Genomic DNA, 15,871 nt, shown 5'->3' on the forward strand with positions numbered 1-15,871 from the left:
TGAACTCTTATTAGTAAACAATAGGGCGTGTGCGTGGTAAAAACGACATGATCCACAGCACCACTTGCGTCAACCGCTCAACAATCCAACTCAGTGGAAAAGGTAAATATTGAGCCAGATGCTGATAACCAGATAAGCTCAGCAAAACAATATCAGCAAAACTTTGCATCGGCCGATCTAGAGAAAAATCTTGATTATGTGTCAACCAAGCATCCGCTCGGGCAAAGGTACACTGCACAAAATTAATCTGTTGCTGTTTGCTCAGCGCTTCAAAATGAAGACCAATATAGCCATCAAGATTGCGACTGATGCGCCCTGGGAAGCTAAATTGTCGGGTGCCTCTCGCTAAGACCAACGTGACCCGCTCACCAACCGAGGGTGCTGCGCTACCGGCCAGCTTCAGACCCACACCTACGTCGGCATAGTCGGTTAAGGTGCCACTGTGCATATAGCCACTGGCATCTATAATATCGGCAGGCAAACGGGCAGTAATACGATGGCTTTGCCGGGTTTGCCGTACTTCTGCCGCGACACCGACAGCACCCCCTAAAACAATTAAGTTATACATCACCCAGAGCATGGTAATCAGCACTGTAGCTTGCTCATCCACAGGTCCGCTCCACAGCCGCCAGATACCAAAAGCTAAACCTAAGGCATTAAGCAAAGCTAAGAGCACATAAGGTTTAGCAATTTTCCAGTCGAAGTATTCATGCTCAATCAACCCCCCTTTAGCGGTGACATTAAAACTGCCTTTATTGGGAGAAAAGAGCGCAACGGTAGTGGGTCTGGCGATATACCAAGACAAAACAGTTTCATAAATTTCACCCCAAAAGCTACGTCGATAAGCACCTTGGATGACAGAGTTAGTTAAGCTGGCGTGGATCATATGTGGCAAGACATACAGCATAATGGCCAGCGCTGGTGCGTAAATGATATAGGAGTGAAATAACAGGAAAGCCAACGGCGCGGTTAAATAAATAATGCGCGGAATCCCTGCTAGAAAGTGCATCATGGCATTCAAATAGCATAACCGCTGAAAGGCATTTAAGCCTTTACCCAGTAACGGGTTGTCGGTACGAAAAATCTGCGCCATACCCCGAGCCCAACGAATACGCTGACCAATATGCGCAGAGAGACTTTCAGTGGCTAAACCCGCTGCCATAGGAATGCGCAAGTAGGCTGAGTTATAGCCATTACGGTGCAAGCGCAACGCGGTATGGGCATCTTCAGTCACAGTTTCTACCGCAAAGCCGCCGATTGACTCAACCGCACTGCGCCTTAATACCGCACAAGAGCCGCAAAAAAACGCCGCATTCCATAAGTCATTACCATCCTGAATCAGGCCATAAAAGAGCTCGTTCTCGTTAGGCTGTTTACCAAAATGGCCAAGATTACGCTCAAAGGGATCAGGGGAGAAAAAGTGGTGCGGCGTCTGCACTAACGCTAATTTTTCATCACGCAAAAACCAGCCGACGGTCAACTGTAAAAAAGAACGGCTGGGCACATGGTCACAGTCAAAAATAGCAACCAGATCAGCATCCGTATGCTTTAAAGCATTATTTAGATTACCTGCTTTGGCATGCCGTCCATCAGCACGCACGATATAACCAATACCGGCTTGCTCAGCAAAAATCCGCATCGTCTCACGCCGTCCATCATCCAACAGATGAATACGTAACTTATCGGCTGGCCAGTCCATACCTAGTGCGGCATACACCGTCGGTTTTACCACACTGAGATCTTCGTTATAGGTCGGAATCATCAGGTCAACTGTGGGCCATAAACGGCGATCAGCAGGTAATGCTGCAATCTTGCGATGTAAAGGCCAAGCAGTCTGGATATAACCCATCACCAAAACGAACCATGAATAGGTCTCAGCCACCAGCAAAATGATACCAAACACCAAGTCGAGCTTGCTGCTCCAATTTAAAGTTGAGGTATAACGCCACCAGATATAACGCGCAGACACCGTCAGCGATAAAATGATTAGCAACAAAGATGAAAAGCGGCCAGGCACACGTCGCACCAGCATGGCGGCGCTCCACAGCAACATCACAAAAACAAACTGAGCTAATAAGCTAAAGGGCTGAGTGACTAATAGGAGAGCTAATGACACCAGCACTATCCCAAGTGCAATCAGTACTAGTCGGTTGAGCCGTTGCTGAGCGATACGTCTGGCAAGGTGTCGGGGATTAAAAAACACAGGCCGCTGTAGAATCCGTGCGGTGACGGGACGCATTCCTTTCGCTAAAAACTGATGTAAAGAGCGCCGTTGCCGTAACACGGCGTCCCACATTTTTTTCAGACCCAGCGCAAAACTGTGAGTGTGCGTTGCTGGAATTCGTATAAACACCAACCACAACACTTGTATGGCGTAGCGTATAGGATCTGCTGGCTGATACGGTCTAAGGGTCAAATGCTTAAACCAAGGCTGATAACGCTGCCAAAGCCCTTGCCATGTAGGTCCTTCTAAACATAAAAAAACATATGCAAACAGCCACAATACGACAAAAACAGAGGCACTCACAGAACCCATCTGGCGCTGCTGAGCCGCTTGATATTGTTTCTGCAGCACCTCGATCATCAGAGTACTCCGCGCTGCACTAAACACCAGGTGGCTAAGCTGATCACGTCACAAGCCGCCGAGGCATTAGGAAAGTAAGTGGTTGCTGGCATTTTATGTGCAAAAGCGTCTTGTATGTGTAAATCCTGACGTACGCTAAGCGGTACCAAATGTGTCCCATAGCGGATATTCCAGTCCAGTAGAACCGCATCGCTTAAACGCTGCTGAACATTCAACTGGTTAACCAGCACTTTAGTTTTCTCAGCTAAAGGGTACTGTCCTAACAAGATATGACTGGCCATGTCGGCCTGCGCCACTAATACATTTAAGTCACTGCTCTCACATAAGCTGGCGTAGTGCGGAGTGTTGCTAGGCACATCAAAAATAACCCATGCATAACCTGTTGCAGCCAGTAGGTGCTGATTACTCCACAGCGCTGCACCATTGACCGTCATCGCTATATCAGCGGTTAATGTCGCTAAGCCATGGCGTCCATAAGGCAAGACATACAGATTATCTTTCACTTGATAGGTGTGTTGCTGCCAGCCACTGCCCTCGGCCTCACCAAACGCCCAACCATTGATGTCGGCATAAGGGATATTAAAATGCAGGCGTAAAAGATCACTTGGATTTAAATCAATCAGCAAGACTGACTCACCCATCAAACTCAGGGCATCAGCGAGCATGGCAACAATACTTGTTGTGCCGACTCCGCCGCGTAATCCACAAACAGTTACTTGCATCTACCGCCCCTTAAATCCAGATAAAATTAATTACACATAATTTTATGTCTTACTCCATGCATCCCACTCAGCAAGTAAGGGCCATTCTTCTAAATATTTCTTCCAGATTTCTACAGAGGCGATATCAATATAATTAAACGCCCCGGTATTGAGCTCTTTTTTTAACGACTCAATATCATCTGATAACATCACACTCGACGCTGCATCGGTCGTATTTGCATCTGTACTATGGGGCATATTTAACCCAATCACGCTGACCCAAACGAAGATAAGTCGCACCTTGATACGCCATCATCACGGTTCCACTATTTTCTGAGATTGCTTGCGTCTCTGGTAAGTCCAAGGTCAATGCTTGCCAGTCTGTTTGTGACTGAGCAAATATATCGCGGCTAATGACTCTAGAAATCAGCTCAGATAGCGCCAAGTAACTGCTCGGGGTGCTGATATGCAGTGTTTCATGAGGTGCAACTGAGGCATGGCCAAGCAAACGCACAGCCACCGGAATATGAGTAATCTCTGTCGTAGGGATTTCGCGCAAACCCGCCATTTGCATACGATCACCGGCTAATGCGGCACCATGTTCAGGAACAAAGATAACCATCACTTGGCGTCCACTGGCTTGGAGTTCGGCCATAAAGGCATCCAAGTCATCCAGTAATTTTTTTGCCCGAGCGGCATAAGGCGAAGAGCGGCTACCGCCATCGACCGTGGCCTCACGATTACCATCATGCAAACTAATACTGTTGTAGAGCAGCGCAGCAGCGGGTGAGTTTTTTTGCAACCGATCAAGCCACCATAATTTTAACGTATCATAATCGCCCCAAATAGGTGAGTCATCAAACGCTTTTAACTTAGGTTTTAGACCCTGCGGTATCATGGGTTTAGACGAAATACCGGCCAAGCCTAACTCATCAACAAACCCTTCAAACTCACCGGTATGATTAAGTGCAGCGCTATCCGCAAAGCCTAGCTGTTTTAAGTTTTCAAATAAGTAACATTGGCTATCTGCTTGCTGATACAAAGCGTCGTGTGCAGGTTGACCACAACTGGCACGCATTAATCTTAGGACAGCCGGGCCGCTATAAGCGGTAGCAGAATTAAAATTATCAAAAACAATATCCATTTTTGCGAATAATGGATGCTCTACAAGCTGACTCACCTCTAAATCTGACCAGGCTAATGAGCAGATATTGAGCAATAACAAATCAAACGGTACCGCATCTGCTAAGGGTAAAGAGAAGGTGGTCTGTCTACTTTTTTCTGCTTGGTAAAAGAGCTCAAGGTCTTTATTCAATAAGGTATTAATGTCGCCGCGACGTGGCTCTGTTGCTACGGGATTCTCGGTTGAGACATTTAAACGCTGCGCTACGGTGCTTGTCGCGTCCTGCCATGATAAACGTGGCAGTCCTGGAATGCTGGGTAACGCCACCAGCAATAAAGCCAAAAGACTCCAAGCGGTCATCCGCAGCCACTGCGCAAGAAACAAATACACCATTAGAAAAAGTAGGCCAGCACCCAATAGCTGCCAATTAATAAAGCGCAGCGTCAACTCCAACAAGTACTCACTAGAAAAATTCAGTACTTCAGGCTGTTCAAGTAAACGCTTAAAGGGCGGCAACCAACTATCGTAATATAACAAGGCTATCGCAATAGGTAAGGCCAGCACATTGCGTAGGCGATGCAGCCATCTTGGCCCAAGCGGAATTAATAAAAATGCGGCAAAAACTAGATTATAAAAAACATCAAAATGAATAGATCCCGCCCAATACAGCGCCAACTTCGCTAGAAAATAAAAATTCCAGCCAGCCAAACCACGCCATAAGTCGGTGCTGGTTGATTGAGGCTTCGCGTCAAGATTATTTACCACGAGGCGCCTCTTTTGCTGCTTCAGACGTACGACGACGACGCACCGCGTGCTCCTGTAAATAGCGCGCAGGTAACATGCGCACAGCTAACCAACGTCTGACTCTTTTAAACCACAAGGTCAAAACACAGCCACAGAGGGCACCCAGCAAAAATAATCCCATACTGATCACCCTAGAGTTTCCACTCATTATCACGACGTAATTGTAAGGGTTTAAGGTACGGCTTAAACATCATCGCGGTGAGACGGGTATGTTCGCTGTTGTCGTGGCTAAGATCAACGGTGACGTCTTCTGCTATCGGTTGCTCAACGTCAGCAGAGGTTTGGCTCATGTTATGTATTTGCAATCGCCGAATATGATCCTCAATACTGAGGCGCTCACTGTGTACTTGATGTGCAGCGATGATGTCTTTAAACGGTAAAGAAAATATTCTTTGTAGCGCAATCTCAACAAAACTAAACTGACAACCAAATAAAAACACATACACCACGCCATCAGCAGCGCAGGCTACATCACCTTTACGCAGCATTTTCAACTGTCTCAGCACCTGTGCAACAGTTAGCATGGGCACAGGGCGCATACTGACTAAAATACCTTCTGTTTCTGTAGCTGATGCACTCGCCAACACTGTTTTGAGATAGTTGGTAAACTCAAAAACCGAGATAACTCCTTTAACCTCAGGTGTTCTTACTTTAGCCAAAGCCGCTTCTAAGTTGTCGGTTAGTGGCTGAGTGCTTTTTTGGCTCTGCAGGTTTTGTAGCAGGCTAAAAAAACGCGCTAAGTGAGTGCCAGCAGCAACAACCAAATCTGCACCACACTGCTGCAGCAGCTGCTGCTCTTGATGACGTAACACTTGCTTCATTTCGCGCACGACCAAGGTCACCGCCACCCCTCTTTGCTGCCGCAAGTCATAGAGCATACGCGCTAATGGCTCAAGCTCATGACTGGCACATAAAGCAAACACAAAGGTACCGCGCGCGGTTATGTGCACTAATTTAACCAGCTCTGGCCAGTCTTCAGCAATACGCCATTTCTCAGCCATAAAAATAGGCGCACCTTCAAGCACACTGCGCTGTAGAAAGATTTCGCCCTGCGGCACATCAATTTGCTTAACCGGTGTTTTAACTAATTGAAACTCAGTATTTTTATCCTGCAGTAAAAACTCTGTAGCGCCTTGCACGCCGAGGCTATTGATCCAGTAGTCAAGCTGATAAACATAGCCGCTAGCCTGCTCTTGTACATAGGCCGCCCCCGATAAAAACCCACTTTCAAGCTGCAATCTTCGGCTGATGCGCGAAGCTTCTTCACCATAAGCCAAGACCAATAAGATGCAGCTATTACTTTCACACCAATCGCGCCAGCGCTTAAGTAGCGTACGGGTATTTTTTTCTAGCAGACTCAGCGCTTCTATTGGCAGCACGCATACGATCAGACGCTTGACAGGCTTAAGTTTACGATCTAACTGCTCAGTCAGATGCAGTACAGCTTTTGGCAGCTCACCTTGTAACGAATAACTACGCAACTCAGCCGGCCCCTGATCGTCTGCTAATGCCGAAATAACCGCTGGGATCTTATCGCAAGCAACCAGGACGGCACGGCTACGGTGATCTAAACCGGCCAACGTTTGTGCTGCAAAGCGCAAAGCATTGATATGACGATCAATGCTCAGCCAATAGACTGAGCCGGCCCGCATCTGTTGGTATTCCTGCAAGCAATCGGCGATGCCGAGAGAAGGCTCTACCAACCAGTTAAAGCTGCTTCGCAACGTACTCATAATTCCGCCAAAATCTAATAAAATATTACTTTAATACTTATCACTCAAGAGCGTGAAAGCTTAAATTTTATTTCTGGCAGACATCGTTTGGTGCCATATTGTCGGACAATATCACATAATTAATATTAATTAATCTAAAAGATAGTGACTATTACGCTCGATATAACCAGCGCCCTCCTTCGCAGACAACATTTCCTTCAAGTTCAAAATCAGTCAGCGTGGTTAGCACCTCTTGCAAAGGCAGTTCAGTTAAGCCAACCAACTCATCAGTACCCAGCGGCTGCACTTTTAACAGTTCAAGCAGCGGGTGTTGCAGTGCCAGTGATTGTTGTACGGCGGGCTGCACAGATGGTGCAGTGAATTGCCATCCTTGTAGCGAGGCTAAAATATCATCGACACATTCAACCAATAATGCACCATCACGAATCAACTGATGACAGCCGCGTGCGCCTGGTGCATGAATTGAGCCTGGAATGGCATACACTTCACGTCCTTGCTCGGCGGCTAAACGTGCGGTAATCAGCGAACCACTGGACGGGCTGGCCTCCACCACTAAGACACCTAACGAGAGGCCGCTGATAATGCGGTTGCGACGCGGAAAGTGGCTGGCATGTGGCGCACTGCGCAACGCCAACTCCGACACTAATGCACCACCTTGTTCAATAATCGCCTGCGCTAAACCGCGATGCCGTGCTGGATACATTTGATCAAGTCCCGTTCCCACCACCGCAATAGTGACACCTTCAACATCTAAAGCACCTTGGTGCGCCGCAGCATCCACTCCTAACGCTAAACCGCTGGTCACGGTAAAACCACCCTTAGCTAAGCTGCGGGCAAAACGTCGTGCGGTATCTAAGCTGGGTTGTGCGGCTTGACGGCTGCCAACAATGGCAATTTGCGGACGTTCCAAAATGGAGGGGTCACCTTGCACAAACAGCAGCGGTGGTGCCCCTGCTGTTTCTTTTAACAGTGCTGGGTACGCTGGCATATCATGTAAGAGGAGATGCTGCTGCTTGCGCTCTGCCCATCGCAAGGTCAGCAAGGCTTGATCGCGGACTCGATCACAGCGCCGTGCTTCTGTACTGCTCTGCGGCATACCGATAGCACGCCAGGCCGCAGCAGGGGCACTGAGAGCTGAACTGGCTGAGCCAAACACTTCAAGTAATTTATAAAAGCGTTGCGGCCCAATATCTGGAAGGCTATGCAAGCGCAGGCGCGCTTCAAGTTCTGCTGGAGAGCAATGCGTCATATCAACATCCTTAATTTAAGAGATAAATGACATCCTGTCATTCGTGCTATTCAGTGTAGTCAGCCCCTACTAAAAAGCAAAAAAACGCTCTGTTGCCAGAGCGCTTGATGCTGTTATTAAACGATTATCTAGCCAAAACCTGTGCCTAAGGGTTTTGAACTTTATCCATCACTGCCAGTTGACGACTGGCATAGAGGACTAAGCCATAGCTGAGCTTGTCATAGGTGCGAAATATCATTAGCAAACCAGAACGCTCATCGGGAATTTTTACCGACTCACCGCTCATACGATCACGCACCGTCTCACCGGTTTTATAAACCGCTAAAACATTGCCTTCGAGCAAGCCATCACGCGCGCCTTTATTAATGGTCACTACGTCAAACTGGCCAATTTGCGATACACCACGCGGCACATCAAGAATGACACCATTAATCTCGGTATTCGGCTCACTGGGAACAAATGTAGAGTTAATCGCCCGCTCTTCAGTGGAGAATAAACGATCAGCAATTCGCACTTCCTGGGTGGTGCGAGTTAACTGCATCGTGCTGACATCACCATCGACGGCAACCACTTCGCCACTACCGATATCATCGGCATTAATACCCAGAAACTCTTGAGTGATGGGGTCAATGTAGCTGCGACCTTGGCGATAAAGACCATAAATAGCATTGTCTTCAACCTCACCACGGACATAAATACGATCACCGCTGCCACTGACAACACGCTCGGCATTCCCAGCTACCACATAAGGCGCCTCACTGAACTCTGCTTTGCTATCAACAATACGATTACTCAACAGAAAACTATTGATAGCCCGTAACGGTATCGTGGGGATCGCTTCAGCCATTGGCGTACTGCGTGACTTAGGTGATAATTTAATCGTGCCACGACTGGCACCACGATTCAGCATGATACGTGGCTGGCCATCGACATACACAAGGCTTAAACGATCACCAGGATAAATTAAATGCGGGTTCGCCACTTGTGGGTTAGCATGCCAAAGCTCTGGCCACTTCCATGGTTTGCTCAAAAACTTACCAGAAATATCCCATAAGGTATCGTCTTTAACCACAGTATAACTGTCAGGATGGCCGTCTTTCAGCTGTACTTGTGCTTGCACTGCAGCAGTCACAAGTAGTAACAAAGCAAGTAATGTTTTCCTCATCCAGCGAATCCCTTTATCATATGTAATATAGTGGATCGCCTGATGACGATTCCAGAACCCAATCTTGGCTTTACCGCTATTTCTTCATTATGCTACGCATCATAGTAGCAGTGCTGTCTAATTTTACTCCAGAAGTACATTACCAACGCATATGGCAATTTTAAATATACTCGAATATCCCGACCCTCGACTGCGCACCATAGCTAAACCTGTGGCGCAGGTCGATGACGAAATCCGCACCCTGATTGATGACATGCTAGAAACCATGTACGACGCACCCGGTATTGGTTTAGCTGCCACTCAGGTCGATCAACATATTCGCTTGGTGGTGATGGATTTATCTGAAGATAAATCTGAGCCGCAAGTGTTTATTAACCCTGAAATTGAAGTACTTACCGATGAAACCGGGCTTTATCAAGAAGGCTGTCTCTCGGTGCCGGGCTTTTTTGAAGATGTGCAACGACCACAGCGGGTAAAAATACGTGCGCTAGATCGCAACGGTAAGCCCTTTGAGATATTAGCTGACGAATTGCTGGCCATCTGTATTCAACACGAATGCGACCATTTAAACGGTAAGCTATTTGTTGATTATCTGTCCTCACTCAAACGTAATCGCATTAAGAAAAAACTAGAAAAAATTCATCGCCAGCAAAAAGATTAAACGTTTTTCAAGTCACGGCTGCGCAGTGACACCTCCTTTGTCTTCGCAAGGTAATTGTATGTCTTCCTCTCTACGTATTGTGTTTGCTGGGACACCTGAGTTTGCCGCCAGTCATTTACAAGCGCTACTCGATAGCGAGCACAGCATTGTAGCGGTCTATACGCAACCGGATCGTCCCGCTGGACGCGGTCAAAAACTGACCCCCAGTGCGGTTAAGCAACTGGCAGTGCAGCATGCTATTCCTGTGCTGCAACCGGTTAACTTACGCAGTCCCGAAGCGCAGCAAGAGCTTGCCAACTTCAATGCTGATCTGATGGTGGTGGTGGCTTACGGTTTAATTTTGCCACAAGTGATTCTTGATACGCCTCGTTTAGGTTGCATCAATAGCCATGCCTCATTGTTACCGCGCTGGCGTGGTGCAGCACCGATTCAGCGGGCGATTGAAGCGGGCGATAGCGAAAGCGGCATTACTGTAATGCAAATGGAGGCAGGCTTAGACACGGGGCCCATGCTGCTTAAAGTCAGCACACCCATTCTGGCTACCGATACCGGTGGCAGCCTGCATGATCGCTTAGCTACACTCGGCCCCGATGCCGTGTTGCAAACCATCAAAGGTTTCGTGGATGGCAGTTTAAGCGCTGAAAAGCAGCTCGATGGTTTGGCCACCTATGCACACAAACTCAACAAACAAGCCGCGCTAATTGATTGGCAGCGCCCCGCCGCCGTCTTAGATTGCCAAATCCGCGCCATGTACCCCTGGCCGATTTGTCACAGTACGCTAGCCGGTGAAACACTCAAAATCCATGCCGCCGAACTGGCCGACGGCCAAGGTCAGCCGGGCGAAATTCTCAGCGCCGAGCGTGACGGTTTATTGGTCGCCTGTGGCGAGCAAGCTCTGCGCCTGACTCACCTACAACTGCCCAACGGCAAAGCCTTGGCCTTTAGCGATCTGCTTAACAGTAAGCAAGCGTTGTTCACTGTTGGTCAGGTATTAGGTCTATGAACCCTCGTCTCGCGGCAGCGCGTGCACTGACTGCTGTCCTCGCTGGCAAAGCCTCATTAGCCAGCAGCTTGCCGACACAACTGGAACGTGTTGAGCTACGTGATAGAGGTCTAGTACAAGAGCTAGCCTTTGGCACTGCCCGTTGGCAGCCGCGTTTATCTGCTTTAGCCTTAGCGCTACTGAGTAAGCCTTTTCGTAAAGCCGATCAAGATGTTGAAGCCTTACTCTTAATCGGCTTATACCAGCTGCTGTATACCCGTATTCCAGCACACGCCGCCATTGCGGAAACCGTTGGCTGCGCCACTGCACTGAAAAAACCGTGGGCCAAAGGCTTGCTCAATGCGGTCTTACGCCGTGCCCAGCGTGAAGCGGAAACGCTGCTGCCGACTCTTGAGAAAGATCCGGTGGTCTTAACTGCACACCCACGCTGGCTGCAAAAATCACTGAAAGCCTTTTGGCCAGATGACTGGCTGGCGATCTGTGCGGCCAATAACAGCCACCCGCCTTTTACCCTGCGGGTCAATCAACAGCAGTCCAGCCGTGAGGCGTATTTAGCGCAGCTGGCTGAGCGCAACATTGCCGCGCAACCAACATCATTTAGTCAAGACGGTATCACCTTAGCTGCGCCTTGCGATGTCATGCTCCTACCGGGCTTTGCCGATGGGGCGGTGAGCGTACAAGACGAAGCCGCACAATTAGCCGCGCAACTGCTGCTGCTCGAACCTGAGCAACGAGTCCTGGATGCCTGCTGTGCGCCGGGCGGTAAAACCTGTCATATTTTAGAACGTCAGCCACTATTACAAGAAGTCGTCGCGATTGATTTAGAACCGCAACGTTTAGAGCGGGTGAAAGAGAACCTGACACGCTTAAAGCTCAAAGCAACGCTACTGGCAGGTGATGCGCGAGCGGTTGATCAATGGTGGGACGGTCAAGCTTTTCAGCGTATTTTACTTGATGCGCCTTGCTCGGCCACCGGTGTGATTCGTCGTCACCCCGATATTAAACTGACCCGCCAAGCCGATGACATTGCCGCCTTAGCACAACTGCAAGGTGAGCTGCTCGACGCTTTATGGCCGACTCTCGCAGAAAACGGTATCTTGCTATACGCAACCTGCTCTACGCTACCCACAGAAAACACTGAGGTGATTGCCGCGTTTTTACAGCGCACCAGTGATGCACAAGAATTACCCTTCAGTGCAGAATTCGGCAAAAAGCAACCTCACGGCCAGCAACTGCTCGCTCAAGTCGGTGGGCATGATGGTTTTTACTATGCCCGTCTGCTCAAACAAGCGCCAGCACAGAGCACTTAAGGACATCGCATGAAAATTATTATTCTTGGTGCAGGGCAAGTTGGCGGTACGTTGGCAGAGCATTTGGCCAGCGAAGCCAATGATATTACCGTGGTAGATACCGATACTGAGCGCTTACGTGATCTGGGTGACCGCTTAGATATTCGTACCGTGGTCGGTCATTGTTCGTTTCCAACCATTTTGCGTCAAGCCGGTGCCGACGATGCCGATATGCTGGTAGCGGTGACCAACAGTGATGAAACCAATATGGTCGCCTGCCAAGTCGCGCATACACTGTTTCGCACGCCCACCAAGATTGCTCGAGTTCGCGAGTCTGCTTACTTAACCCGCTCTGAATTATTTGATACCGATGCCATTCCAATTGATGTATTGATCAGCCCCGAACAAGCGGTAACCAATCATATTAAGCGTTTGATTGAATACCCTGGCGCCTTGCAAGTGCTGGATTTTGCCGAAGGCAAAGCACAATTGGTCTGCGTACGCGCCTATTATGGCGGCCCGCTAGTCGGTCAAGAGCTGCGCCAATTACGGGAGCACATGCCCAGTGTTGAAACTCGTGTTGCTGCTATTTTCCGCCGTGACCGACCGATTTTCCCCACCGGCGATACCATTATCGAGGTGGATGATGAAGTTTTCTTCATTGCTGCTCGTGGCCACATTCGTGCGGTGATGAGTGAGTTACGCCGTATGGAAGACAGCTACCGCAAAGTTATTATTGCCGGTGGTGGCCATATTGGTGAACGTCTCGCTGAAGCGATTGAAAGCCGCTATCAAGTCAAAATCATTGAAATTAATGCGGCCCGCTGCCGTTATTTATCCGACAGTTTAGACACCACAGTGGTGCTGCATGGCAGTGCGTCTGACCGTGATTTATTGGTTGAAGAAAATATCGATGAAGTGGATATCTTCTTAGCGCTAACCAATGATGATGAGGCCAATATCATGGCCTCGTTACTGGCAAAACGTCTTGGTGCGCGCAAAGTGATGGCGATCATTAACAACCCGGCTTACGCTGATCTAGTGCAAGGCGGCGCGATTGATATTGCCATCAGTCCACAATTGGCCACTCTGAGCACTTTACTCTCGCATGTACGTCGCGGTGATATTGTCAGCGTTCACTCGCTACGCCGTGGTGCTGCAGAAGCCATTGAAGCGATTGCCCATGGTGATCGTAAATCCAGTAAAGTGATCGGGCGCAAAGTCAGTGAAATTCAATTACCACCGGCGACGACGATTGGTGCCATTATTCGTAATGACGAAGTACTGATCGGCAGCGAAGATATTGTTATTCAAGCCGATGATCACTTTATTTTGTTCGTTGTGGATAAGAAATATATCCGTGATGTGGAACGTCTGTTCCAGCCGGGCCTGACCTTTTTCTAACCGATACCCTGCGTATTTATAACGAGTAGCAAGCATGCACTTTGCCGCGATTGGTCGAATTCTTGGCGTTCTCTTGATGCTCTTCAGCGTCAGCCATGTGCCGCCACTACTGATTGCTTTGTATGATGACGGGGGTTCAAGCTCAAGTTTTGCTTGGTCATTTGCCATCACTTTATTGACCGGCTTATTTATTTGGCTGCCCGTGCGCCATGCTCGAGCGGAGCTGCGGGTGCGCGATGGTTACTTAATCACAGCACTGTTCTGGATCGTACTGGGCAGCTTCGGGGCCATCCCTTTTATGCTGTCACCCAGTCCAAATATGGGTGTCAGCGAATCGCTGTTTGAAGCCTTTTCTGGACTCAGCACCACGGGTGCCACGGTACTCACCGGCATTGATCAACTGCCACGCTCGATCCTCTATTATCGCCAGCAATTGCAATGGCTTGGTGGTATGGGCATCGTGGTCTTGGCAGTAGCGATTATGCCGATGCTGGGTGTTGGTGGCATGCAACTGTACCGTACGGAAATGCCGGGACCGCTCAAAGACAACAAGCTCTCGCCACGTATTGCCGATACCGCGAAAACCTTATGGCTGATTTATTGTGGCCTGACCCTGCTCTGTGCATTCGCGTATTGGGCGGCAGGCATGAACCTTTTCGATGCGATTGGTCACAGTTTTTCAACCATCGCCATTGGTGGTTTCTCTACTCATGACGCCAGTATTGGTTACTTTGATAGCGCGCTGATTGAGCTGATCTGTATCTTTTTTATGGCTGTTTCTGGGATGAACTTTGCCCTGCATTTTCTAGCCTTACGCAGCCGCTCGTTAACAGCCTACTTAAAAGATCCAGAGTGCCAAACCTATTTAAAGATTCTCGCCGCAGCCTTTTTAGTGACTGCCGCGGTCTTGATGATTTACAACCATCATGACGACCCTTTACTGTCGATTCGCTACGCTGCGTTTGAAGTAGTTTCTGTAGCGACCACTACCGGTTTTGGTATTACTGACTTCAGTGGCTGGCCCAGCTTTCTACCCTTTTTACTGCTGTACACCACCTTTATTGGTGCCTGTGCGGGCTCTACCGGTGGCGGCATGAAAGTCATGCGCGTCATGCTCCTGTACCGCCAAGGCCAACGTGAGATTCAGCGCCTGTTGCACCCCAATGGGGTCTTCACCATTAAACTGGGTAAACGCAAAGTCCCCGATCGCGTGATTGAGTCGGTCTGGGGCTTTTGTGTGGTGTATATGGTGACCTTCTTTACTCTGATGCTGGCGCTGCTGGCTTGCGAACTCGATCCGATTACAGCCTTCTCCGCATTGGCCTCTTGCATGAACAACCTCGGTCCAGCCTTAGGTGATGCCACCGCACATTATGGCAGCTTGCCAGACACGGCAAAGTTGATTCTGAGTCTAGCGATGATTCTCGGCCGTCTTGAGGTGTTTTCTTTATTGATTTTGTTATCGCCGGCATTCTGGCGCTATTAAACAGCAACGTGACAAGGCACTGCGGCCTTGTCACGCCGCGACACACGACTTATTCCTCTTGCGCCAGATAGCTCTCTTTTAAACGCACATAATTACCGGCACCATAAGTAAAGAAAGCCATTTCATCTTCAGTTAAAGCGCGCACTTGCTGCGCTGGACGCCCCATATATAAATAACCACTCAACAGATGCTTACCTGGCGGCACCAAACTGCCCGCTCCGAGCACCACATCATCATCGATCCGCGCACCATCCATCACAATCGATCCCATCCCAATCAAGATCCGCGAACCAATACTGCAACCATGCAATAAAACCTGATGGCCGATGGTGACATCCTCGCCAATCGTTAATGGATAACCCTGCGGATTAAAAGGTCCCGCATGAGTAATGTGCAACACGCTGCCATCTTGCACACTGGTCCGCGCACCAATGCGAATTGAATGCATATCCCCACGAATCACCGCTTGTGGCCACACCGAACAATCATCGCCCAAGTGCACATCGCCAATCACCACGGCACTGGGATCAATGAACACCCTACTGCCACACTGTGGTAATGTTTTGTTATAGATTCTAATCGACATAATAGAAAACCCTAAACCGCGCTGGCGCTGATTTGTATTAAGATAGAGTCATTATTGGCTGCAGCCAGCCATCCATCTTTTGT

General features: G+C 48.9%; 14 protein-coding genes. 5 read left to right on the forward strand and 9 right to left on the reverse strand.

From position 1 onward, the window contains the following. Positions 1-10: 10 nt before the first annotated feature. The 8 genes from bcsA to JYJ62_RS09025 form a co-directional block, all read right to left on the reverse strand. The gene (gene bcsA / locus JYJ62_RS08990) at positions 11-2,584 is read right to left on the reverse strand and encodes a UDP-forming cellulose synthase catalytic subunit (RefSeq protein ID WP_205341873.1); all 2,574 of its coding nucleotides are present in this window, start codon (positions 2,582-2,584) and stop codon (positions 11-13) included. Continuing rightward, positions 2,584-3,306, reverse strand: a complete 723-nt coding sequence (locus tag JYJ62_RS08995; RefSeq protein WP_205341874.1) for a cellulose synthase operon protein YhjQ/BcsQ — start codon at positions 3,304-3,306, stop codon at positions 2,584-2,586. Before JYJ62_RS08995 ends, bcsA begins: the two co-directional genes overlap by 1 nt. A 42-nt stretch (positions 3,307-3,348) precedes the next feature. Next, positions 3,349-3,543 carry a BcsR/BcsP family cellulose biosynthesis protein gene (gene bcsR, locus JYJ62_RS09000; protein ID WP_205341875.1) on the reverse strand — a complete coding sequence of 65 codons (195 nt, stop codon included), beginning with the start codon at positions 3,541-3,543 and terminating at the stop codon, positions 3,349-3,351. After that, entirely contained in the window at positions 3,533-5,173 is a 1,641-nt protein-coding gene (gene bcsG / locus JYJ62_RS09005; protein ID WP_205341876.1) for a cellulose biosynthesis protein BcsG, read from the reverse strand. Before bcsG ends, bcsR begins: the two co-directional genes overlap by 11 nt. Further along, positions 5,163-5,333: a cellulose biosynthesis protein BcsF gene (locus JYJ62_RS09010; protein WP_205341877.1), complete on the reverse strand. Its 171-nt coding sequence runs from the start codon at positions 5,331-5,333 to the stop codon at positions 5,163-5,165. Before JYJ62_RS09010 ends, bcsG begins: the two co-directional genes overlap by 11 nt. Positions 5,334-5,343: 10 nt before the next feature. Then, the gene (locus JYJ62_RS09015) at positions 5,344-6,945 is read right to left on the reverse strand and encodes a BcsE family c-di-GMP-binding protein (protein WP_205341878.1); all 1,602 of its coding nucleotides are present in this window, start codon (positions 6,943-6,945) and stop codon (positions 5,344-5,346) included. A gap of 151 nt (positions 6,946-7,096) precedes the next feature. After that, positions 7,097-8,194: a DNA-processing protein DprA gene (dprA, locus tag JYJ62_RS09020; protein ID WP_205341879.1), complete on the reverse strand. Its 1,098-nt coding sequence runs from the start codon at positions 8,192-8,194 to the stop codon at positions 7,097-7,099. 145 nt (positions 8,195-8,339) lie between these two features. Further along, entirely contained in the window at positions 8,340-9,359 is a 1,020-nt protein-coding gene (locus tag JYJ62_RS09025; RefSeq protein ID WP_205341880.1) for a LysM peptidoglycan-binding domain-containing protein, read from the reverse strand. A gap of 151 nt (positions 9,360-9,510) precedes the next feature. Here JYJ62_RS09025 and def point away from each other — a divergent pair, with 151 nt between their 5' ends. Genes def through JYJ62_RS09050 form a run of 5 tightly spaced genes read left to right on the forward strand, consistent with a single transcriptional unit; the run spans position 9,511 to position 15,202 of the window. After that, entirely contained in the window at positions 9,511-10,020 is a 510-nt protein-coding gene (gene def / locus JYJ62_RS09030; protein ID WP_205341881.1) for a peptide deformylase, read from the forward strand. Between the two features lie 58 nt (positions 10,021-10,078). Then, complete coding sequence (gene fmt / locus JYJ62_RS09035) at positions 10,079-11,023, forward strand: methionyl-tRNA formyltransferase (protein ID WP_205341882.1); 945 nt, start codon at positions 10,079-10,081, stop codon at positions 11,021-11,023. Next, positions 11,020-12,333, forward strand: coding sequence for a 16S rRNA (cytosine(967)-C(5))-methyltransferase RsmB (rsmB, locus tag JYJ62_RS09040; RefSeq protein ID WP_205341883.1), 1,314 nt, complete (start codon positions 11,020-11,022; stop codon positions 12,331-12,333). The genes fmt and rsmB overlap by 4 nt, the downstream gene beginning before the upstream one ends. A 9-nt stretch (positions 12,334-12,342) precedes the next feature. After that, positions 12,343-13,716, forward strand: coding sequence for a Trk system potassium transporter TrkA (gene trkA / locus JYJ62_RS09045; protein WP_205341884.1), 1,374 nt, complete (start codon positions 12,343-12,345; stop codon positions 13,714-13,716). A gap of 34 nt (positions 13,717-13,750) precedes the next feature. Beyond that, positions 13,751-15,202, forward strand: coding sequence for a TrkH family potassium uptake protein (locus tag JYJ62_RS09050; RefSeq protein ID WP_205341885.1), 1,452 nt, complete (start codon positions 13,751-13,753; stop codon positions 15,200-15,202). Positions 15,203-15,251: 49 nt separating this feature from the next. Here JYJ62_RS09050 and JYJ62_RS09055 read toward each other — a convergent pair whose 3' ends face one another. Then, positions 15,252-15,788, reverse strand: coding sequence for a gamma carbonic anhydrase family protein (locus JYJ62_RS09055; RefSeq protein ID WP_205341886.1), 537 nt, complete (start codon positions 15,786-15,788; stop codon positions 15,252-15,254). Positions 15,789-15,871 lie beyond the last annotated feature (83 nt).

Source organism: Denitrificimonas caeni, assembly GCF_905120345.1.
GTDB lineage: Bacteria > Pseudomonadota > Gammaproteobacteria > Pseudomonadales > Pseudomonadaceae > Denitrificimonas > Denitrificimonas caeni_A.